The sequence below is a fragment of the Streptomyces sp. Q6 genome, assembly GCF_036967205.1.
Lineage (GTDB): Bacteria > Actinomycetota > Actinomycetes > Streptomycetales > Streptomycetaceae > Streptomyces > Streptomyces citrinus.
In genome coordinates this window covers 7,265,789-7,287,251 of record NZ_CP146022.1, presented here as the reverse complement: position 1 = coordinate 7,287,251, position 21,463 = coordinate 7,265,789, and the positions used below count along the sequence as shown (strand labels likewise).

The 21,463-nt window shown below is 73.0% G+C and carries 15 protein-coding genes; 8 read left to right on the top strand and 7 right to left on the bottom strand.

Annotated features, from left to right (window positions below):
* Positions 1 to 12 precede the first annotated feature (12 nt).
* The 4 genes from V2W30_RS33620 to V2W30_RS33605 form a co-directional block, all read right to left on the bottom strand.
* Complete coding sequence (locus V2W30_RS33620) at positions 13 to 489, bottom strand: hypothetical protein (RefSeq protein ID WP_338702354.1); 477 nt, start codon at positions 487 to 489, stop codon at positions 13 to 15.
* A gap of 215 nt (positions 490 to 704) precedes the next feature.
* The gene (locus tag V2W30_RS33615) at positions 705 to 1,097 is read right to left on the bottom strand and encodes a hypothetical protein (protein WP_338702353.1); all 393 of its coding nucleotides are present in this window, start codon (positions 1,095 to 1,097) and stop codon (positions 705 to 707) included.
* Positions 1,094 to 4,531 carry a hypothetical protein gene (locus V2W30_RS33610; protein WP_338702351.1) on the bottom strand — a complete coding sequence of 1,146 codons (3,438 nt, stop codon included), beginning with the start codon at positions 4,529 to 4,531 and terminating at the stop codon, positions 1,094 to 1,096. The genes V2W30_RS33615 and V2W30_RS33610 overlap by 4 nt, the downstream gene beginning before the upstream one ends.
* A complete protein-coding gene (locus V2W30_RS33605; protein ID WP_338702350.1) occupies positions 4,531 to 7,098 on the bottom strand; it encodes a dynamin family protein in 2,568 nt (855 codons plus the stop codon). Before V2W30_RS33605 ends, V2W30_RS33610 begins: the two co-directional genes overlap by 1 nt.
* Positions 7,099 to 7,868: 770 nt before the next feature.
* Between V2W30_RS33605 and V2W30_RS33600 the strand changes: the two genes are divergently transcribed.
* The 3 genes from V2W30_RS33600 to V2W30_RS33590 all read left to right on the top strand — a co-directional run bounded on the left by V2W30_RS33600 (position 7,869) and on the right by V2W30_RS33590 (position 11,815).
* Positions 7,869 to 10,046, top strand: coding sequence for a TIM-barrel domain-containing protein (locus V2W30_RS33600; RefSeq protein ID WP_425244717.1), 2,178 nt, complete (start codon positions 7,869 to 7,871; stop codon positions 10,044 to 10,046).
* A gap of 151 nt (positions 10,047 to 10,197) precedes the next feature.
* Positions 10,198 to 10,818 (top strand): RNA polymerase sigma factor, encoded by a 621-nt coding sequence (locus tag V2W30_RS33595; protein ID WP_338702348.1) that lies wholly within the window; start codon positions 10,198 to 10,200, stop codon positions 10,816 to 10,818.
* Positions 10,819 to 10,981: 163 nt separating this feature from the next.
* A complete protein-coding gene (locus V2W30_RS33590) occupies positions 10,982 to 11,815 on the top strand; it encodes a hypothetical protein (protein ID WP_338702347.1) in 834 nt (277 codons plus the stop codon).
* Between the two features lie 60 nt (positions 11,816 to 11,875).
* Here V2W30_RS33590 and V2W30_RS33585 read toward each other — a convergent pair whose 3' ends face one another.
* Complete coding sequence (locus tag V2W30_RS33585; RefSeq protein ID WP_338702346.1) at positions 11,876 to 13,534, bottom strand: cytochrome bc complex cytochrome b subunit; 1,659 nt, start codon at positions 13,532 to 13,534, stop codon at positions 11,876 to 11,878.
* 181 nt (positions 13,535 to 13,715) lie between these two features.
* On the opposite strand from V2W30_RS33585, the gene V2W30_RS33580 reads away from it, so the two are divergent.
* Positions 13,716 to 15,188: an MFS transporter gene (locus tag V2W30_RS33580; RefSeq protein WP_338702345.1), complete on the top strand. Its 1,473-nt coding sequence runs from the start codon at positions 13,716 to 13,718 to the stop codon at positions 15,186 to 15,188.
* 12 nt (positions 15,189 to 15,200) lie between these two features.
* On the opposite strand, the gene V2W30_RS33575 is transcribed toward V2W30_RS33580, so the two are convergent.
* Entirely contained in the window at positions 15,201 to 15,728 is a 528-nt protein-coding gene (locus V2W30_RS33575; RefSeq protein WP_338702344.1) for a hypothetical protein, read from the bottom strand.
* Positions 15,729 to 16,167: 439 nt separating this feature from the next.
* Between V2W30_RS33575 and V2W30_RS33570 the strand changes: the two genes are divergently transcribed.
* The 3 genes from V2W30_RS33570 (at position 16,168) to V2W30_RS33560 (ending at position 19,716) form a co-directional block, all read left to right on the top strand.
* The gene (locus tag V2W30_RS33570; protein WP_338702343.1) at positions 16,168 to 17,643 is read left to right on the top strand and encodes a hypothetical protein; all 1,476 of its coding nucleotides are present in this window, start codon (positions 16,168 to 16,170) and stop codon (positions 17,641 to 17,643) included.
* A gap of 172 nt (positions 17,644 to 17,815) precedes the next feature.
* Positions 17,816 to 18,193, top strand: a complete 378-nt coding sequence (locus V2W30_RS33565) for a hypothetical protein (protein ID WP_338702342.1) — start codon at positions 17,816 to 17,818, stop codon at positions 18,191 to 18,193.
* Positions 18,184 to 19,716, top strand: coding sequence for an ABC transporter substrate-binding protein (locus tag V2W30_RS33560; RefSeq protein ID WP_338702341.1), 1,533 nt, complete (start codon positions 18,184 to 18,186; stop codon positions 19,714 to 19,716). Before V2W30_RS33565 ends, V2W30_RS33560 begins: the two co-directional genes overlap by 10 nt.
* Here the strand turns inward: V2W30_RS33560 and V2W30_RS33555 are convergent.
* Entirely contained in the window at positions 19,698 to 20,438 is a 741-nt protein-coding gene (locus tag V2W30_RS33555) for a Mut7-C RNAse domain-containing protein (RefSeq protein WP_338702340.1), read from the bottom strand. The two genes, V2W30_RS33560 and V2W30_RS33555, sit on opposite strands and share 19 nt — an antisense overlap.
* A gap of 107 nt (positions 20,439 to 20,545) precedes the next feature.
* On the opposite strand from V2W30_RS33555, the gene prcB reads away from it, so the two are divergent.
* Positions 20,546 to 21,376 carry a proteasome subunit beta gene (gene prcB, locus V2W30_RS33550; RefSeq protein WP_338702338.1) on the top strand — a complete coding sequence of 277 codons (831 nt, stop codon included), beginning with the start codon at positions 20,546 to 20,548 and terminating at the stop codon, positions 21,374 to 21,376.
* The last annotated feature ends 87 nt before the right edge of the window (positions 21,377 to 21,463 follow it).

Genomic DNA, 21,463 nt, shown 5'->3' with positions numbered 1-21,463 from the left:
CCGTCGCGGTCGTCATGCGTCGCCCCGGTACACGACCCGGCCGGGGTAGACCTGGTCGCCCACCCGCAGCCACAGGCGCAGGCAGGCGAGGGTCTCGCCGGGCCGGCCGCCCGCCGTCAGACGTACGTCGTCGGCCCGGGTGTGGCGGTGGGCCTCGCGGTAGGGCCCGGCGGGCAGGAACGCCTCGACGTCGTGTCCCGCGGCCCGCGCCGCGCGGGCCGCGTCGAGCGCGATACCGGCGGCGTCCTCGGCGTAGCGGTGCCACCAGCTGCCGGGGGCGCCGGGCGGGAGGTGGACGACGGAGCACAGGGCCTCGGCGGCGCGGGCGCGGGCGCGCACCTGCTCGGGCCCCTCGGTGGGCGCGCGGTCCACGGCGTCGGCGCGGCGGGCGAGTTCGGCGGCGTACACACTGCGTACGCCGGGTTCGCACAGCAGGGCGGAGCCGCCGGTCCACAGGCCGTCGAGGAGGTGGCACAGGCTCTCGTCCAACGCCCCGAGGGCGATGGCGAGTTCGCCGAGTTCGCGCAGTCCCGCGCCCTCGGTGCGGCTGACCCGCAGGCCCTTCCTGCCGTCGGGGGCGGGCGGCAGGAGCTCTTCGTCGCGCAGGCCGGGCAGGGTGTCCCAGGGGCCGTCGGTCGGCGGGTCGGCCTGGGCGGCGCGGGCCCGCCAGCCCGCCGCGTGCCGGGCGGGCAGCCGCAGCAGCGTCAGATGGAACCAGCGGCGCAGCCCGTCCTCGTCGCCGGGACCGCCGGCGCCCGGGGTGCCGCGCCGGGCGCGTAGTCCTCGACGACAGGGGACTTGGCGAGTTCGGCGGCGAGCGCGGCCAGGCCGGTGGCGGGGGCGGCTTCGGCGGGCGCCGGGCGCAGCCGCAGGACGGGCTCGTCGCGTCCCCGTTCGGCGCGCAGCGCGTCGAGGTCGGCGAGGAGCCGGGTGCCCGCGGGCACGCCGGGGTCGCCCGGGGCCGCGGCGAGGCAGGCGCGCAGGGTGGCGCGCAGCGCGTCGACGGCGGCGACGGTGACGGCTCCGGCCACCGTCCGCTGCTGGGCGAGGAGTTGCTGGAGCGCGGGCCACTCCTGGGGGTCCGCCCCGGTGCTCATTGCAGTCCCGCGAACGGGTCGTCCTGCTCGTCCCGGTTCTTGTCCTGCACGGTCATCCGGTGCCGGAGCACCCGGCCCGGTTCCCGCTGGACGTGCAGCAGGTCGCGGGCGGGCCAGTACGGCAGTTCGGCGGCGTGCACGCGCAGCAGTCCGGCCTCGTCGAGCGTGGCGCGGTAGCGGGTGCGCATCCCTGGTGCGGCGGGCGGGCTCGGCAGGCGTCCGACCGTGATGACCTGCTCGCCGTCCTCGCCCTCGGCCGCGACCGAGAACTCCCACTCGCCGTTGCCCTGGGGCAGCGGCAGATGGCGGCTGAGCAGTCCGGCGCGGCCGGGGCCCGGGTCGTCGGCCGTGTCGTGGAAGGTCTGGTCGAAGAGCGCGCCGCCGGTGAAGACGGGGTCGGTGCCCTCGGCCGCCTGCGCCGAGCCGGCGATGGTGCGGCCCACGTACAGGGAGAACGGGAGGACGGCGGGCGGCTGGTCGTCCTTGAGGAGTCCGGCCTTGCGGAGGCGGCTCCACACGTCCACGTACGGTTCGCCGCCGGAGGGGACGACGTAGTGGGGTGTGCCGTACGACAGGTAGCCGAACACGTCGAGATCGGCGGCGACCTCGAAGCGGATGTTGATCAGGTGCGGCCAGATCGCCGGGTCGAGGACGCTGCCCGGGGGCATGTCCGGCAGCTGCTTGCCGATCTCGGGGCACTTGAACTGGCCCCAGGTGATGTTGCCCTGGTTGCCCTCGCGGACCCGTACGACGCTGACGGTCTCGGTGAGGCGGGCCGGCTCCGCGCTGCGCACGGCGAGGACCGGCGGCACCCCTTCGGTGTGGACGAGGTGGTACAGCTCCTCGTTGGCGTGGAACAGCGGAAGGTCTCCGGCGCCGAGCTGGAGGCCGTGCATGAAGGCGCAGGGCAGCGCGAAGAAGAGGTTGTCGACGTCCACCTGGACGACGGTGCGGCCCTGTTCGAGTGCGGGGACGGACCCTTCGGGGTCGAACGCGGTCTGGCGTACGTGTTCGGCCCAGGCGGCGCCGATCGAGGTCGCGGTCTTCGCGTAGGCCCGCTCCACCTCGATGGTGGCCGGGTCCCAGTCCAGTTTCCCGTCCCGGCCGAGCCCCTGGACGAGTGCCTCGCGCACCATCGGCATGGCGCTGGTCTTGCCGGTGAGCACGATCCGGTCCAGCGGTTCGTTGCTCTGCTGCTGGGTCAGCCGCTGGGTGAGCATGCCGGTGGCCAGGTCGACGACGTTGGCCAGGTGGCCGCGGATGAGCCTGCCGAAGGTGGCGGCGTCGAGCTCGAAGCTCAGCGGGCCCTCGGCGCCGACGGTCTCGACGAGGTCACCGTGGCCGAGGCTGCCGAGCACGCCGGACAGTTCCTGTTCGCCGAAGACCGTCGGGGAGGGCGGCTGCGGGCCGCTCTGGTCGGATCCGCCGAGGTGGATCTTGGCCTGGTCGGCGAGTTTCCACAGCTGTTCGAAGTGCCAGCGGCGCTGCTCCTGTTCGGAGCCGGGGGCGTCCTTCCAGTGGGTGGGGACGACGGCCTCCACGAGCCTGCGGGCGACGGCGCGCACGTCGGCGTCGTCGGCGTGCACGTCCCGGGCGAGGCGCCCCGCCAGGTACGTGCCGCTGTCGTCGAGGTACGGCGCCCGCTCCGTCTGGAGCGCCGTGCGGTAGGCGTCGGGGCGGCGGGCGATGAGCCGGTCGGCGAGGGACGCCTTGAGCCAGTGGAAGACGGTCAGGGTGAGCAGGTCGCCGCCGAGCCGGGTGTGGCCGCTGGAGCCGCTCACGGTCGGGACGAGCGTGTAGTGCCGGCCGAGGCGGTCGGCGTCGGGCCGCTCCAGGACGGCGGCGGGTGTGGTGTCCCGCAGGGTCAGGGTGACCAGGGCCATGTCGGTGGTGCCGCCGCCGATGTCGAGGATGAAGATGTTCTGCACCCAGGTGGCGGCCTCGGCCGGGTGGGGGCGGGAGCGGGCGCGGAACGCCTCGACGCCGACGTTCAGGTCGCCGCCGAAGTCCCGCATGACGAAGAACATGACGGCGGCGACGGCCTCGTCGAAGTGCATGGAGACCCGGCTGATGCCGAGTCCTTCGGAGACCAGCGAGTACAGGGCGCGGCGTACGTCGGGGGTGGCGACGGTCGGGTAGGTGAGGGCGACGTCGTCGAGGGTGCCCGAGCCGAGGCTGCCGCCCGCGTGGGCCCGGATGTAGCGGTCGGCACGGTCCACGAGGAACCCGAGTCCGGCCTGGATGAGGTCGTCCGGGGTGGGCGGCGGTGTGCCGGGCAGGTCCGTCAGGGGCCGGGAGTCGCCGAGCCGCAGCTTGAGTCCTCGGTAGGCGGCCAGCGGCTGCTGCCCGAGGATGCCGGAGAGCGTGCCCGTGGAGGTGGCGGTGCGCGGCGCGGGCAGCCCCTCGGGGTCGCCGAGGCGCACCGCCAGCGGGTCGGTGCCCAGTACCTCGATGCGGCTGGGGACTTCGTGGCTGCCGTCGCCGAGGTCGACGCGGAACAGCCGCATGGCTTCGAGCGGCGGGTCGCTGAACGCGTCGTCGTAGCAGCGGTAGAGGCGCTGGGCCAGTTCGTGGCGGAGCGTGCGCGAGCAGTCGGGCAGCCGCTGTTCGAGCAGCAGGCAGAACCGGAACAGGCCGTCGGAGTCGGTCGCGGAGCCGAGGTGTCCGGCGATCGCCGCGGCCCGGTCGCCGCGGGCGGTCGTGGCGAGGGTCCCGTCGAGTTCGGCGGCGGTCAGCGCGAGGACGGACTCCCATTCCCCGGCGACGACCGGGGGGCAGGGCGCGGCGAGCACCCGGGTGAGGATCCCGGTGCGCAGCCGCTGCACCTGCGAGGCGGAGAACGGCTGGCTGGTGTGGATGAGCGCGTCGTACAGCGTGACGGTGGAGTTGGAGGTGCCGAAGTCGATGGCGGCGTGCCCCAGGTAGCGGTCGGTGTCCGGTACGGCGGTGGGTGGCGGCGGGGCGGCCGGCATGGCGAGGGCGGGCCGGGCGAAGGCGAGGGTGACGCGGGCGTGGGCGTGCTGGACGGCGTCGGCGGGGGTGAGCCCGGCGGCCGCGAACTCCGCCGTGGCGTGGGGTGTTTCGGGCACGGGCGCGTACGCGACGTCGCAGACCAGGCGCACGATGCCGTCGGCCGCCCCGGCGGGGTGGGCGACGGGCCAGGCGTGGATGTCGGTGGGCAGGGCGAGACGCTGCCCGTCGGGGGCGACGGCCTGCCAGGCGTCGGCGACCTGGGTGCGCCACTCCGCCACGGGGGCGGCGCCGTCGGCGTCGGCCTCGACGCGGCAGCGCAGACTCTCGACGCGCACCGGGCCCCCGTGCGGGGTGAGCCGCACGGCGGGCATCCGGTAGCGGCCGTTGGCGTCGGGACGCAGCGGCTGGGACGGCGGGCCGCCCACGGTGTCGTCGAGGACGAACTTCACGTCAAGAGCCATCACGCACCTCCGACATGGAGCACGGCCTCGAAGCTGGTGGCGGTCCCGGTGTCGCCGAGCCGGGCGGCCAGGGGCCCGGTGTCGCGCTCCCACCAGTAGACGGAGGTACGGGCGAGGGCCCGCAGTTCCTCGGCGAACCCGGTGGAGCTCCGGGCCTGCGCGCCCTCGCCGGCCACGGCGCGCACCAGGGCCTTGGTGACGTCGCCCCGGCTCATCTCGTCGAGGAAGGCGTGGACCTGGGAGACGAGGCAGGCGCTCACGGCGCGCTGGGCGTCGGCGAGCCGGGCCAGCGACTCGTGCAGGACCATGGCGGCCATGTCCCTGCGGTAGCGGGCCACGGTGGTCTGGTGCCGGGCGTACGCGGCGGCGTTGCTGTCGGGGTGCCAGGGCAGCACCTGGCCGAGGCGCAGCGGGAAGCGGGCGCGCAGTCGCAGGTCGCCGCTGTCGTCGGGGAGCTGTTCGCGGACCGCCTTCTCCGCGCCGTCGCGCATCCAGCCGAGCGTGGTGGCCCGTCGCAGCTGGTCGAGGAGGAGGTCGGTCTCGGCGGGTGTCGCGGACTTCAGCCGGGCGAAGGCGTCCGGGGTCAGGATGGCGCCGAGTTCACCGGCGATGGCGACGAGCCGGTGCTGGTGGCCGACGAGCCACTGTTCCAGGGCGGCGAGGAGCCGGGGCCCGTTGCGGGACTGGATGTCGCGGCAGGTGTCGCGGAACTCGGCGAACAGGTCGTCCGAGGTGAGGGGCGGCGGTCGGTCGTCGGGCAGGCTGCGCGGGTCGACGTGGGCGTCGCGGACGGCGTCGAGCAGGCGCCGCCACGACTCCCAGGCGAACACCCGGTCGGCGACGTCGGCCTCCAGCTCTTCGAAGAGGGTGCGCTCCTGGGTGTCGGTGGAGTCACGGGGCAGGGTGAGCCCGCGGGCGTCGAGCAGTTCGGTCGCGGCGCGGGCGCGGACGTCGCGCCATACGGTGTTGAGGGCGAAGAGCTGGGTGCTGACCCGGGTCTGGGCGTCGGCGTCGGCCTTCGCGCCGCCGCCGGAGGTCAGCGCGTCGCAGAGTGCGCGGAGCGCTTCGCGGGCCTCGCGGCGCCGCCCGTCGAGCTGGGCGAGACGCAGGGCGACGCCGTGTTCGCCGACGTGGTCGAGCAGCGCGTCGCGCAGCCGGCCGATGCCCCCGTCGTCGGCGAACGCGGTGAGCATGCCGCCGAGCGCGCCGCCGACGCCCGCGGCCGTCAGGCGGTCGCCGACGGTGCGCCAGACCGCGGCCCGCGCGTTGGCGAGCGGGAGCTGGGTGCCCAGGTGGCGGGAGCTGACGAAGCCGGGTCCGACCTCACGCAGTTGTCCGGAGACGTGCAGGGCGCGCATGGCGGAGGTGAACACGATGCGGTCGCCGCGGCCCTGGGCGACGAGGCGCTCGGCGCCCGCGAGCAGCTCGCCGAGGACGGGGACCCGCTCCAGGAGCCGTTCGCGGCTCGTCGACCGGTCTGCGTCGTCGAGCCAGGGCTTCAACAGGTCTTCGGTGACCGGCAGTTCGTGGAATCGGCTGACGGCGGCGAGCACCGAGCCCTGGAGCCCGTCGTCGCGCTGGGCGGCGAGCCACATCCGGCGCAGCCGCTCGGGCGTGTCGGTGGCGCCGCTGGTGGTCTTGAGCAGGATGAGGACGGTGTGCACGGTGCGCAGTTCGACGCCGCACACGTATCCGTCGCGTACGGCGCTGAAGGCGCTGTTGAGTCCCGGGAAGTCGATCAGGCGGAGTTCGCCGCCGGGGAACGGGGTGACGTCCCACACGCCGCGGTCGACCTCGACCTCGCGGACGACGCGCCGCACCAGCGGCATGGTGGCGCGCAGCATCTCCGCGCTGAGTCCGCCGCCTTCGAGCCGGGGGTCGGGGGCGCTGAGTCCGGCCGGTCCCGGCAGTACGACGGCGGCTCCGGCGAGCTGGGCGTCGAGCACGGCGGAGGTGCCGAACAGGCGCCTTCCCGAGCGGCGGGCGTTGTCCAACGCAGCCGAGACCAGGGCGAGTTCGTCGAGGACGCCGGAGAGCGACGCGCCGATGGCGCCGCCGAGGTGGGTGTCGCGGAAGGCGAGGAGCGGGGTGCAGTCCGGGGTGTCGAGGTGGATGCCGCGGAGCTTGCCGACGAGGTCGGCGTCGAGCCCGGCGGCCGCGGACTGGTCGGCGAGCGCGTCGCGCAGGTGCCGCAGGTACTCGACGGCCTGCGCCTCGTCGAAGTACTCGACCTGGACGGACGTCTGGCGCGAGCGGCCGCCCCGGGGAGCGGGCCTGGCCTGGACGACGGTGACGTTGCCGGTGACGGCCTCGTCGCCGACGGGCAGAAGCTCGGGCAGCCCGAGGAGGACGCCGAGCAGCAGCGACTTGCCCGCGCTCATCTCACCGACGAGGCCGATCCCGAACGGCGACCGGGCGCTCTCCTCCGCGTCCCGCAGCGCGTCGCGGGCCCGGACGAGCGCGGCCCGGGCCTCCGGGGCGGCGAGTGAGGCGGGCGGATGTTCCTCGATGAGTGCGCGCAGCCCTGCCGCGTCGGACACATGGCGCGTCAGATCCTCGGCGGTCATGTCCTCCCCCTCCCGCCACATCCCCAACAGCACTTCCACAAGGGCGAGTTGGGGCACTTCCCGGGCGTCCCGGCGCCAGGGGTCTCCACCGTAGAGCCCGGTCATGTCCACAGATAGCGGGATGCGCAAAGAATCTCTGCGCGGACTGCTCCGGCCCGCACGGGGCGTTGACAGGAGCACGTCCAGGTAGGCATCTTCATGCTCGAAGTTGCGCGAAATCACAGATGTTCAAGCACTAGTAAACATCCACGCGAGCGAGATGCCGGGCCGGGCGACCGGCCCCGCGGAAGCGGAGACGTACCGTGCACAGTGGGCGCAGACGAGGGCAACGACGAGGCATCAGAGCCGTGTTGGGGGGTTGCGGCGCGCTCGCGCTGCTCGGGGCGGGCCTGCTGACCGCCCCCGCGCAACAGGCCGGTGCCGCCACTCCGGGCAGCGGCACCCTCGACGCCGGGCACACGAGCGTGACGTGGCAGAGCCCCACGTACGCCGCCGGAACGGTCGACGACCCGAAGAAGTGCCCACCGGCGGCCGACGATCCGGACGGCAGGACGTGCGACCGCTTCGACCTCCGTGTGTCGGTGCCCGACGGCTACTGGGACGACAACCCCGAGGGCGGCGTGCCGATCTCGATCGCGTGGGAGAAGCAGCCCAGCGACGACTTCGACCTGTACGTCTATGACGACGCGGGCAAGCAGGTGGCGTCCAGCGCGGGCACCGCCGACCCCGAGGCGACCGTCATCCCGAAGGCGAACGGCACGTACCACGTCGTGGTCGTCCCCTACGACGTCCACGACAACTCCTTCGTCGGCACGGCCTACCTGCCCGAGACGACGGACGCCGGGAACCTGACGTCCTTCGCGGGCGGCGACGGCAGCTACCGGTTCGCCGCGGGCGACCTGAAGGCGCGGGCCGACTTCCTGAAGGGTGGTCAACTCCGGCTCCAGGCCGACCCGTCGGGCACCTTCAGCGACCCGGCGGGCCGGCGGATCGTGCGCGAGCAGCCCGCCGTCGACCCGCACACCACGTCCTTCGACGCGGGCGCGTACTACGGCATCCGCTCCGCGTCGGCGGTCCTGCGCGTCTACAAGAAGCCCCTGCGCTTCGGCCTCTACAAGGCCGACAACACGACGCGCGTCTGGCAGGAGGACAAGCCGCTGCGCTGGTCGACCGGCGGGATGCGGCAGAGCCTGGAGCGCGGCGCGGACGAGCAGTTCTTCGGCGGCGGCGAGCAGAACGGCAGCTTCTCCCACCGCGACAGGACGGTGTACGTCGCGAACAACACCAACTGGAACGAGGGCGGCTACCCCAACTCCCAGCCGTTCTACCTGTCTTCGGCCGGGTACGGCGTCTACCGCAACACCTTCGCGCCCGGCGTGTACGACTTCGGGCCCTCGGTCCACACGGGCCAGCAGGAGCGCAGGCTCGACGCGTACTACTTCCTCGGCGACGCGAAGCGCGTCATCGGCGACTACACGTCCTTGGTCGGCAAGCCGTTCATGCCGCCCGTCTACGGTCTCGAACCGGGCGACGCAGACTGCTACCTGCACAACGCCAACCAGGGCGAGCGGCACACCCTGGACGCGCTGAAGGTCGCCGACGGCTACGTCGAGAACCAGATGCCGCTCGGCTGGATGCTCGTCAACGACGGCTACGGCTGCGGGTACGAGAACCTCGCCGAGACCGCCAAGGGCCTCCAGGACCGCGGCGCCCAGCTCGGCCTGTGGACCGAGAACGGCATCGACAAGCTCGCCGACCAGGTGAAGGCGGGCCAGCGGGTCGCCAAGCTCGACGTCGCCTGGGTCGGCAACGGCTACGGCATGGCCCTCGACGCCTGCGACCAGGCGAAGGCCGGTATCGAGGACAACAGCGACGCCCGCGGTTTCGTGTGGATGCCGGTCTCCTGGGCGGGCGCCCAGCGCTGCGCCGTCCTGTGGTCGGGCGACCAGAAGCTGTCGTGGGACTTCATCCGCTGGCAGATCCCCACGTACGCGGGCGCCACGCTGTCCGGCATCGCCTACAACACGGGCGACGTGGGCTCGATCTACTCGCACGACGCGAAGATGTACGCCCGTGACCTCCAGGCCAAGACGTTCCTGCCCGCCATCATGACGATGGACGGCTGGGCGCGGGACATCACCACCGGCCAGAAGATCAACCAGCAGCCGTGGGTGGACGGCGAGCCCTACACGTCGATCAACCGCAAGTACCTCCAGTTGCGCGAGCGCCTGATGCCGTACCTGTACACCCTGGCCGAGCAGGCGGCGCGCACGGGTGTCGGGAGCATCAGGCCGCTGTGGCTGGAGTACCCGGACGACCCGAAGACGCTCGGCGCGCAGGCCAGGTACGAGTACCTGGCGGGCGACGACTTCCTCGTCGCGCCGGTCTACAAGGACTCCGAGACCCGCGACGGGATCTACCTGCCGAAGGGCACGTGGACCGACTACTGGACGGGGAAGCGGTACAAGGGCCCGACGACGATCGACGGCTACCACGCGCCGCTGGACACGCTCCCGCTCTTCGTGAGGTCCGGGGCGATCGTCCCGATGTGGCCGCAGGGCACCACGTCGTGGAAGACCCGCGACAAGACCCGCCTGGGCTGGGACGTGTACGCCTCGCAGCCCGGCCGGCACACGTACACGCTGTACGAGGACGACGGGGTGACCCGTGACTTCGCGAAGGGCGCGGCGGCGACGCAGCGCGTGACGTCCACGACCGGGCCCTCGGGCACGACGCTCGACGTCGGCGCCAGCAAGGGCGACTACCGCGGCAAGGCGAGCGAGCGCGCGTACACGTTCACGGTGCACGGGGCCGCTCCGCACCGGGTGACGCTGGACGGGCGCGCCCTGCCGGCCGGCTCGTGGTCGTACGACGCGAAGAAGGGGGTGACGACGGTGAGGACGCCGTCGCTGTCGACGTCGCGCGCGTTCGAGCTGCGCCTCGGCTGAGGGTCCGCCCCTGGGATCCTGGTCCGAGGGGGTGGGCGGGGTGCTCCTGTCGCCCCGCCCACCCCTCGGCGCCGGACCCGCGCGAACGCTTTCCCCGCGCGGCCGCAAGTACGGGGTGAGACCACCGAGCGGTGGTCGCGAGGGAGGTGCCGTGTCCACGGAAGTGGAGAACGGACGGGACGCCGCCGCGCTGCTCACCGCGGCGGCGCGGGACACGGGCGGGTTCGAGGAACTGGTGGAGCGCCACTCGACGGCGCTGCACGGCTATTTCGCACGCCGCGCCCCGCGCGCGGCCGACGATCTGCTGGCCGAGCTCTGGCTCCAGGCGTACACGACCCGGCAGGGCTACGACCCGGCACGCGGGTCGGCCAGGGCGTGGCTGTTCGGGGTCGCCAGGAACGTCCTGTCGGCGTACTGGCGGCGCATCGAGCAGGAGTCGCGCGGCGCTCCCGGCGAGGGCGCCCACGGTGATCCGTGGGAGGCGGTGGACGACCGGCTCGACGCGTCGGCGCTCGCCCCCGCACTGCGCCGCGTCCTTGCCGAACTGCCTCCGGTGGAGCGCGAGTTGCTGCTCCTGGTCGCGTGGGAGCAGCTCTCGCCGACCGAGGCGGCCGCCGTGCTCGGGATACCGGCGGGCACGGCCCGCTCGCGGCTGCACCGGGCCCGTGCCCGGCTGCGGGAGAGCGCGGCACTCGCCTCGGCCGGGTCCCCCGGTCCCCCCGGCCCGCGCGGCCGGTCGTCGTCCGCACGCCAGACAGGAGAACAGGCATGAACACGGCCCACGACAGCGAGCACGGCAAGGACCTCGACACCCCGCACGTCGCCGAGCACGACGGCACGCAGAGCACGCAGGGCACGCAGAGCACGACCCAGGTGCTCGACAGGGCCGGGGTGCTGGACTTCCCGGCGCGGACGCGCTGGTCGAGGCGGGCCGGGTGGCACCGCCCTCGGCGGGGGCGGTGCGGGCGGCGCGGCTGGCCGTGGCGCAGATCTCGCTCCAGGACCGGCCGGATCTGCGCGAGCTCGCCGCGGGCCCGGAGCCCGGGGCGGCGACCCCGAGGTGGCGTCGGCGCAGGCTGCTGGTCGCGGCCGCGGCGGTGCTCGCCCTGGCGCTCGGCGGCGCCGCGTATCCGGTCCTGGGAGGCGATCCGGCCGCCGACGCCTCGGCCGCGTCGTTCCTCTCGGAGGTCGCCGAGACGGCGGCGGCGGGGCCCGCGCCTTCGGCCCCGTACTGGAAGGTCCGGGTGGCGGTGGTCAACGAGGACGACGGGCGGCGCACGGACACCACGTACATCGACCGCGGCGGGCGGGTCTGGTCGGTGGCGTCGGACGGCTCGGTCCAGAAGCCGGGGCCGAAGCTGATGCACTGGCGCGTCGGCGACCGGCGACTGACGTGGAAGCAGTTGGGCACGCTCCCGGCGTCCGCGGACGCGCTGGCCGCCCGTCTGGGCCCGGACGCGTTCGACCAGGCGGTGATGCTGCTGGAGGGGGCGCCGCTGCGCCCGGCGGTGCGGGCCGCCCTGTTCGAGATCCTCGCCGACCAGGACGGGGTGGAGCTGATCGGCACGGTCGAGGACAGTCGGGGCCGTACGGGGACGGCGGTCGAATACACCACCGCCCCTTCGGAGTTCACGGGTGAGCGGACGACGATCCGGCTCGTGATCGCACCGGGATCAGGCGAACTCCTGGAGTCCGCCAGCCGCACGAAGGGTCGCCCCGACGAGCGCACCACGTTCCTGGAGGTGGGACCCGCCGACCACGTCGGCTGAGGAACGGGCACGGGGCGGACGCCGGTGCCGGCGTCCGCCCCGACTCCCTTGTTCCCTACATCAGTCGACCCGCTCCGACTCGTGCCAGCCCGCGTGCAGCGCCCGGTACTCCTCGGGCGTCGCCTTCGGTACGTACGACCCCGGGCCGAACATCGCCTTGGCGAGACGGGCCCGTACCCGCTGGCGCACGGTGAACTTCCGGACCACCCCGTTCTCGTCGACCCGCGGCCCCAACTCATAGGCCTTCGGCTGCTCATGGGCGTTCAAGGTGTACAACTCGGCGCGCGTGAGCGGCTCGTGGACCTCGATGTACTCGCCGTGCGGCAGGCGTCGGATCGTCCCGGACTCCCTACCGTGCAGCGCCTTCTCGCGGTCGCGGCGCTGAAGTCCGTTGCAGATCCGCTTGGTGACGGTGTACGCGAGGAGCGGCGCCACGAAGACGGAGATCCGCACGAACCACGTGATGGCGTTGATGGACAGGTGCAGTTGGGTGGCGACGATGTCGTTGCCGCCGCCGATCAGGAGCACCGCGTACAGCGCCAGCCAGGCGACGCCGATCCCGGTCCTGACCGGCTTGTTGCGCGGCCGGTCGGCGAGGTGGTGCTCGCGTTTGTCGCCGGTGATCCACGCTTCGAGGAACGGGTAGACCGCCATGAACGACAGGATCAGCGGGAACAGCGTGAACGGGATGAAGACGCCCAACTCCAGTGTGTGGCCCCAGGCGTTGATCTCCCACGCGGGCATCACCCGGATCAGCCCCTCGGAGAAGCCGAGGTACCAGTCGGGTTGAGCGCCGGTGGTGACCAGGTCCGTCCGGTACGGCCCGAAGGCCCACACCGGGTTGATGGTCGCGACCGCGCCCATCAGCGCGAGGACACCGAAGACGAGGAAGAAGAAGCCGCCGGCCTTCGCCACGTAGTTCGGCAGGAAGGGGACCCCGACGACGTTCTTCTCCTGGCGTCCCGGGCCCGCGAACTGGGTGTGCTTGTGGTAGAAGACCAGGATCAGATGGGCCGCCACCAGGCCCAGCATGATGCCCGGCAGCAGCAGGATGTGGATCGGATAGAGCCGGGCGATGAAGTCCTCGCCGGGGAAGTCGCCGCCGAACAGGAAGTACGCGAGGTACGTTCCGACGACCGGCACCGAGAGCACCGCGCCGTGCGCGAACTTCAGGCCCGTGCCGGAGAGCAGGTCGTCCGGGAGCGAGTAGCCGGTCAGCCCGGTGATGATGCCGAGGAACAGCAGGGTCCAGCCGAACAGCCAGTTGACCTCGCGCGGCTTGCGGAAGGCGCCCGTGAAGAAGACGCGCATCATGTGGATGGTCATCCCCGCGACGAAGACGAGCGCGGCCCAGTGGTGGATCTGCCGGATGAGCAGGCCGCCGCGCACCTCCATGCTGATGTCGACCGTCGACTCGTATGCCCGGGTCATGACGATGCCCTTGAGCGGTTCGTACGAGCCGTTGTAGACGACTTCCGCGGTGCTCGGGTCGAAGTAGAGCGTGAGGTAGGTGCCGGTGAGGATCAGGATGATGAAGCTGTAGAGGCAGATCTCGCCGAACATGAAGGACCAGTGGTCCGGAAAGATCTTCCGCATCTGGGACTTGGCGAGCTGGTAGAGGCCGAGCCGGCCGTCCGCCCAGTCGGCGAGGCGCTCCCCGCCGCTCGGAGGGTCGTCCCGGCGGCCGTTTCCGCGGGCGCGATCGGTACCTTCGCTCATGCGGCTCCCCCTGTCGACCACGGGTCGTCGAAGCACAGCCAGGGTAGAGCGCGCGGGGGCGGGCCCGACAGGGGTCGTCGCGCGGTAAGCGGCGAAGGTACAAAAGTCAACCATTGACGTGGGCCCCCTGCGCTGCGATCTTGGCAAGCGCTTTCTAGCTGCCTGGCGTCAAGGGGGACGCATGAGGAATTCCACCGCACCGGTGCACACCGGCGCGCCACCGTCCGCACCGAGCGGCGCGCTGTTCTCCGGGCGCCACACCCATCTGTGGGGCTTCCTGCTCGCGGGCTGGCTGATCAGCTATGCCGACCGCACCGTCACCGGGCCCGTCGTCTCCTGGATGATCGAGAACAAGGCCGGGTTCATCGGCGACGCCTCGAACCCGGCGACGCTCGGCGGCCTCATCGGCTCGATGTTCTTCACCGGCTACATGCTCACGCAGTACGCGGGCGGCCGGCTCGGCGACCGCTACGGCCACCGCGAGATGCTGGTCGTGTCGCTGCTGTGGGCGGGTCTGCTGACGCTGGTGTCGGGGCTGACCGGCGGCCTGATCGGCTTCGTCGTCGCCCGCGTCCTGACCGGTCTCGGCGAGGGTGTCTTCTACTCCAACGACCGTGTCCTGGTCATCAACCACACGCCCCCGGCCCGGCGCACCATCGGCCTCGGGGTCGTCCTCGCGGGCCTGTCCATCGGCCTGACCGTCGGCATCGTCGCCACCCCGCACCTGATCGACTGGGGCGGCGCCTGGGGCATGGGCGACCGGGCGTGGAGCATGCCGCTGTACGTCTTCGGTGGCGTGTCGCTGCTCGTGGCCGCGGCGACCTGGGCGTTCTTCCGGGCGCGCGGCGACCGTCCGCTGCGGCTCGGCCCGCCGGCGCTGCGCCTGATCGGCTACTCGGTCCCGGCGGCCGTCGCGATCGTCGCCCTGTTCGTGCTCGCCGACGAGTTCGGCTGGCCCGACTGGCTGACGGCGATCGGCTCGGCGGTGCTGTTCCTCGTCATGGTGACGATCGTGATCCGGCAGATCGTCACCACGGGACGCTCGCCCCAGCTCCTCAACCGCAACGTGTGGCTGGTCTACATCGGCTTCATCGCGGTGATGTGGAACCTCTGGTTCTTCTCGTTCTGGTCGGTGCAGATCGTCGCGGAGAGCGCGCACAGCAGCCTCGGCGCCGCGGCCCTGACGGCGGCGTTCAACGCGGGCGCGGGCATCATCGGCTTCCCCGTCGGCGGCTGGATCGCCGACCGGCGCGTACGGGCGGGCAAGGGCCGCAAGCCGCTGGCGGTGACGTGCGCGGCCGTGCACACGGTGCTGGCGGTGGCCTTCGGCATCAGCGTCGCGAACGGCGACCCGTCGCTGCTCCTGCTCGGCCTGATCCTGTTCTGCTCGGGCCTGTTCTTCAACGCGCTCCAGCCCATCGTGCACAGCCTCCTCGGCGACCTCGCCGAGGAGAAGGACCGCGGCTCCCTCTTCGGCCTGTTCAACCTGGTCGCGGAGATCGGCGCGGTCGCCAGCCCCGTCGTCAGCGGTGTGCTGCGCGACGCCACGGGAAGCTGGGCGCCCGGCGTCTTCACGGCCGCCGGTGTGATGGCCGTGTCCGTCGTGCTCTACGCGATGGTGAAGGAGCGGATACCCGCGGTCGCCGCAGCGTGACCCCGGGCCGGCTCAACAGCCCTGCGCCACCGGCTCGAAGGTGACCTTCGCCCGCTCGTCGGCCCCGTTGACCTCGCTGTAGGTCGCGGGGCCGACGCGGTACCAGACGTCGTCCTTCCGGGGCTTGCCGTTGACGTCGTCGAGGCGGACGCACCAGCGCTCCTTGCGCACGACCCGCGTGTACGCCTCCGTGCCCTTGCGGACCTTCTCGCAGTCCCGGTACGTCTTCGTCGTGTACCAGGTCCTGGTGCGGCCGTTGACCCGCTTGGTGTGCCGGACCCTGCGGGTCTCGGTCCCGCACTTCTTCACGAAGTGCGGGCGGGTGGCCCGCCGGGTCTTCCGGGTGACGTGCCGGAGGGAGTCGCGCACCCCGGTGATCGTCACGTCCTTCTCGCGGCTCGTGTCCTGCGCGTACCCGCTGTCGGCCGTCGCGGTACCGCCCGTCGACGACCCGCTGTCCGTCGTCCCGCCGCACGCCGCCAGCGCGACCACCAGCACCATCGTCAGTCCGGCCAGTGCCGGGCGCCGCTTCAAGGACATCGCTCCTCAGGGTGTACATGTCAGCCGAAATCAGAAGCGGCAGCCTAGCCGATCATGGCGCGACGGCCTCCGGCCGGGGTCACGGCGTCTCCCCCCGGCCGCAGGCAGCGGCAGCCCCACACCCCGTCGACGCGATCGACGTGATCGACGTGATCGACGTGATCGTGCGTGAGGCGCACGGCGCCTGCGCCCTCCCGCGGCCGGTTCGCTCCCGACGCCGGGGACCCGCTCTCGTCATCCAGGCGCACAGGCGGCACACCGGCGTGGGTGCACGTCGCGATCCGCACGACCGGTGAACGTATACGGACCGCTCCGACCCGCGAAAAGCCGACGGACACGGGCTCCGATCCGAATACCCTTACGAGGAACGGGAATTGATACGTTCCCGAGGTTCCAGCACACCGTTTGCGGGACCCGTGTGCCCGGTGGGGGGAGTGGGGTGGCTGCCGCGACAGGCGACAGAGCCGGCCGGTCGGAGCGGGACGCCGCGGTGCGCCGCCGCGTCGCCGAGAGCCTGAACCGGCCGCAGGGACCGCTGCGCCCGCTGCCCGCCCTCGTCCTGCTCGGCGCGCGTGGCAGCGGCAAATCGACGCTCACCGCGCATCTGCGGGGCTGGGCGCAGCGCGTACCGCTCGCCGCCCTCGATCTGGAGCCGATCAGCGAGCGCGGCGGCACACGGATCGACGTCCTGACCGAACTGGCCTTCCAACTCAGCGCGCATCGCGACGAGTTGCCGACCCTGTCGTTCCCCGCACTCGGCTCGCTGCTCGCCGCGGTCGGCACGGCGGTCGACGCGCGGAGCCGGGAGCGGGCGGTGCGCGAGATGGCGGAGGCGCTGCGCCAAGGGCGGGCCCGCGAGCACAGTTACGAGGAGTTGTTCGACCTCGCCGACACCGCCGCGCAGGCGGCCGGACTGCCCGGCTGGACCTCGGCGGTCGTGCCGCTGGTGCAGGGCGGACTGCGGTCGTGGCGGGGCCTGAGACTGCGCCGCAGGCTGGCGGAGACGTCCGCCGCGGGGCCGGGCCGGGGCGCCACCGCGGACTTCCTGGTCGGCGTGAACCGGCTCTACCACGGCTACCCGGCCCAGCGGGAGGAAGCCGAACGGGTCCTCCTCGACGCCTTCCTGGCGGACCTGCGCGGCGCCTACGCCTCGGCGCACGCCGACCGCAAGCGCACCACGAACTGCCTGGCGCTCCTCGACAACGCCGACTCCGCCGTCGGCGAATCCTTCCTCCACCTGCTGCTCGACGCGCGGGAGCGGGCCCGGCGCCCCGACCCGCTGCTCGTCGTCGCGACCGCCCGGCGCCGCCCCGAGGCGCTGGTGCGCGCGGAGACCGGCAGCGGCCGCCGCCCCGACTACCGCGAGAGCTGGCACGGCTCCGGCGACTTCACCCCGCAGGCCGCGGGCCCGCTGCGGGCCGGGCGGCTGCGCGACCTCGACCGCCGCGAGGTCGAGGAGCAGGCCGCCGCGGCGCTCGACCGCCTGCCGGTCGACTCGGTCCTGCCGGCGGCGGACAACTCGGTGCAGTGGCTCGGCTGGATCGTCCACGAGATCACCCGCGGCCACCCGGCGGGCACCGCCCAGGTCCTCGACGTGCTGCGGCGGATGCCCGCCGACCTGCCCTGGGACCAGCGGGTGCGGCAGTGTCTCGCCCCGGTCGACGGCAGCGTCCTGCCCGCACCCGAGGTGTCGGCGGCCCCGGCGCTCCTGGAGTGGCTGCTGCGTGACTGCTCCACGCAGCTCACCCGGGTCCTGCCGCGCGCCGCGGCGGCCCTCACCCTCGGCCGCGCCGAGACCTGCGACGCGCTGTGGGAGGGGCAGGAGTCGGTGCTCCGCGAGTTCGTGAACCTCAGCGCCGACGACCTGCGCACCGTGCAGGAACCCGACGAGGACCTGCCGGCGCTCCCCGCCTGACCCGCTTCCTGCTCCTGCGCCGGCTCGACGCGGCGCCGGGCTCCCCGACGACGCGGCCACCTGGACCGGCGCGCACCGGGCCCTGCGGGCGGCCGCGACGGCCCGCGGTGATCTGCGCGCGGCCGCCTACCACGACCTCGCGCTCGGTGAACTGCCCTCGGCCGTCGACTACTTGAGGGAGCGGTTCGACGAGACCGGCGCCGACCAGTGGTGCGCCGACCTCGCCTGGGTCCAGCGCGCCCCGGCCCGCTGGGGCGGCGCCCTGCCCGAACCGGCCCGCGAGCGCTACGAGCGTCTCGTCGGCGTGGCCGAGGGCGACGCGACCCGGCGGGCGATCACCCGGCTGCTCACCGCCGGCTGGATCACGGCGCACCCGCGCCCCGACGGGGAGCCGCTGCCGTACGCCGATCCGCTGGGCGATCCGTACGCGGAGCTGTACCCGGACATCGCCGAGGAGTTCCTCACCCTGCGCCGGCCCATCGGTGACGAGCACGACCGCCATGTGCTGCTGCGCATGGCCCAGCGGTACGAGAGGAAACCGTGGTGGTAGACCCCTTCCAGCCGCGCCGACCGCGCCCCCGTGTCTGGCCGTGGGCCCTGGCGGCCGTCGTCGTTCTCGCGGGCGCCGCGTGGGGCCTGCTGACCTGGCTCGGCGACGACGGCGACGACCTGGGCAGGACGTGCGCGCCCGGCATCCACCAGACGGGGCCGCGCGACGAGTGCATCGGCGTCTCCGACGGCTCGTTCGCCTTCGCGGACTCCCTGGGGGACGTGATGGACAAGATCGCGCAGGAGAACGCGCGGGTCGAGAAGTCGGGCAAGAAGTACGTCTCCGTCGTGTACGCCGAGCCGCTGACGACGGTGCCGGGCGAGGAGGAGGCCAAGTACGGACTGCGCGCCGAGCTCATCGGCGCGTATCTCGCGCAGCGCGAGCTGAACGACCCGGAGCTCGGCGCGGGCCGCGGCGACCTGCCGCAGATCCGGCTCCTCGTCGGCAACCTGGGCCTGCGCTCCGAACAGTGGAAGCGGCTGACCCAGGACGTCATCGAGCGGTCCGAGGGCCCCGACCACGTCGTGGGCGTGGCGGGGTTCGGGCAGAGCAGGGGCGGCACCCAGGACGCGGTCGACGCGCTGCGTGAGGCGGGCATCCCGATGATGGGCGCGACGGTCACCGCGGACGAGCTGTCCGACGCGGCGCACGCCGGGTTCTTCCGGGTGTCGGCGCCCAACCGCGACCAGGCCGCGGGCGCCGTCAACTACCTGAGGGAACAGCAGAAGAAGCACCCCGGCTACAAGGTGGCGGTCATCCGTGACCGGAACACCGACGACATCTACAACACCTCGCTGTCCCGCTCCTTCACCCGGGCGGCGAAGGCCGAGGGGCTCAAGCTGGAGGGCGCGCCGCTCGAGTACCTGTCCGGCGTGGACGGTGTCACGAACGCGTTCTCCTCGGTCGCCGACAAGGTCTGCGACCTCGCGCCCGACGCGGTGTTCTTCGCGGGACGCGGCCTGAACATCCGCAACTTCATCAACTCCATGTCGGCCCCCGACCGCCGCTGCACGGTGACGCTCCTCACCGGCGACGACGCGCTCGGCGCGTACTACGGCTCGCTGGAGAGCGACGCGCGGCGCGCCAAGTTCCGTACGGAGTGGGAGGACAGCCGGGTCACCGTCCTCTACACGGCGCTCGGCCACCCGGCGCTCGCGGGCGAGCTGTACGAGAAGCCGAACGATCCGCTGCCGGACTTCGTCGACCTGTACCGCGCCGAGTTCGGCGGCAGCGCGGACGCGGTCCGCAAGGCCCTGGAGGACGGCCAGTCGATCCTCGGGCACGACGCGGTGTGGACGCTCGGCGTGGCCGTGCGCAACGCGGCGGGTCCGGACGGCAAGGGCGCGGTGAACCCGGGCGCCACGCTCCAGATGCTGCTCCAGCTCGGCGGCAGCAAGGCGGTGGCGGGGATCAGCGGCCCGCTCTCCTTCGGCTCGGACGGCAACCCCGACGGCAAGCCGATGGCCCTGGTACGGATGGAGCCGAGCGGCACGTACACGTTCCGTCAGGTGCTGCGCCCGTAGGGGGACTCGCTCATCACCTGGGCGACCATCGCCTCCAGACGGTCGTGGTGGGCGCCGCGCCAGTACACGTGGTCGCACGCCGTGCAGCGGGCGAACACGTCGTACGTGGCGCGGGTGCCGCCCTCCAGACGGTCGGCGACGTCCTCCTTGCGGGCCTCCGCGAGGACGCCGTTGCAGGCGGTGCAGCGGGTCCACGGGCTCAGCTCGGGCGCGAACCGGCTCAGCACGTCGCGGAGTTGGTCGTCGGTGCGGTCGCTGTAGACGTAGGCGCCCGCCCACAGTTCGCGGCGGCGCAGCAGACCGCGGTCGCGGCTGAGCAGGACGCGCCGCTCGGCGGCGGACAGCGCGGCGAGCGCGGGGTCGCCGATGTCGGTCGCCTCGTAGGCGGCGTCGATGCCGAGCAGCCGCAACCGGCGGGCCAGTGTGCCGAGATGGACGTCGAGGAGGAAGCGGAGCGGGGCTCCGGGCACGTGCTGCGGGCGGGCGACGGGCCGTACCTCGACGTGCTCGCCGGCGGCCGGGATGTGCCCGGTGGGGGCCGTGCGGCCGTCCACGACGAGCGCGCCGACCTCGGTCAGGGGCACCCCGAGCGACTCCACGACATGGCCGAGTGTGGAGACTCCGTCCGTGCGGAGCGGGGCCGCGACGCCGCCGCGGCGGGCGGCGGGGACGAACAGCCCCAGTTCGGCTGCGACTTGGACGTGGATCTCGGGACCGTTCATCGGGACAGAATGCCATGATGGGACGGCCGCGGGCGCCGCTCACGCGTCCGCGCGACGGCTCCCCGCACCTGCGGGCGCGGGTTCCGACCGACAGAAGGCGAGAGCGCATGACCGAGTACAGCACCGGGCTGCCGCCGGAGTTCCTGGACAGCAGCTCCTCGTCGTTCACCCGTCTCGTCGAGCGCGTGGCGCCGCACACCCTGCCGTGGAACCGGGACACCGGCGGACCGGTGCACGACGTCCCGCACGGCACGACGGTGCTCGCCCTGACCTTCGACGACGGCGTCCTGATGGCCGGCGACCGGCGTGCCACGATGGGCAATCTGATCGCGCAGCGCGACCTGGTGAAGGTGGGTCCCGCCGACAGCCACACGGCGGTGGCGTTCGCGGGCACGGTCGGACTCGCCAAGGAGCTGGTGCGCCTCTACCAGTTGGAGCTGGAGCACTACGAGAAGCTGGAGCGCCGCGCGCTCACCCTCAACGGCAAGGCGCAGCGGCTCGCCGCGATGATCCGCGACCAGCTGGCGCAGGCCATGCAGGGGCTCGCCGTGGTGCCGCTGCTCGCCGGGTACGACACCGCGCGCGGTCTCGGCCGGATCTTCAGCTTCGACGTCACCGGCGGCCCGTACGAGGCGGTCGGCTTCCACGCCGACGGCTCCGGATCGCCGTACGCGCGCGCGGCGTTGAAGAAGCTCTACCGCCCCGGCCTCTCGGCGGCGGACGCGACGACGGTGGCCGTGCAGGCGCTGTACGACGCGGCCGACGACGACTCGGCGACCGGCGGCCCCGACGTGCACCGGCACATCTACCCCACGGTGGCGCTGGTCACGGAGGACGGCTACCGGCAGCTGCCGCAGGACGAGGTCCGCGCGTCCGCGCAGGCCGTGGTGGCCGCCCGCCAGGAGGCACCGGAGGGTCCGGCCGCCCCCCTGCTGTGACCCGCGTTTCCCTTCCCTCCTCCCGCCCTTTCCCTGTCGTCCCTCCTCCGTTCCCCCTCTGTTTCCCTTTCGGCCGCACGCACGGGG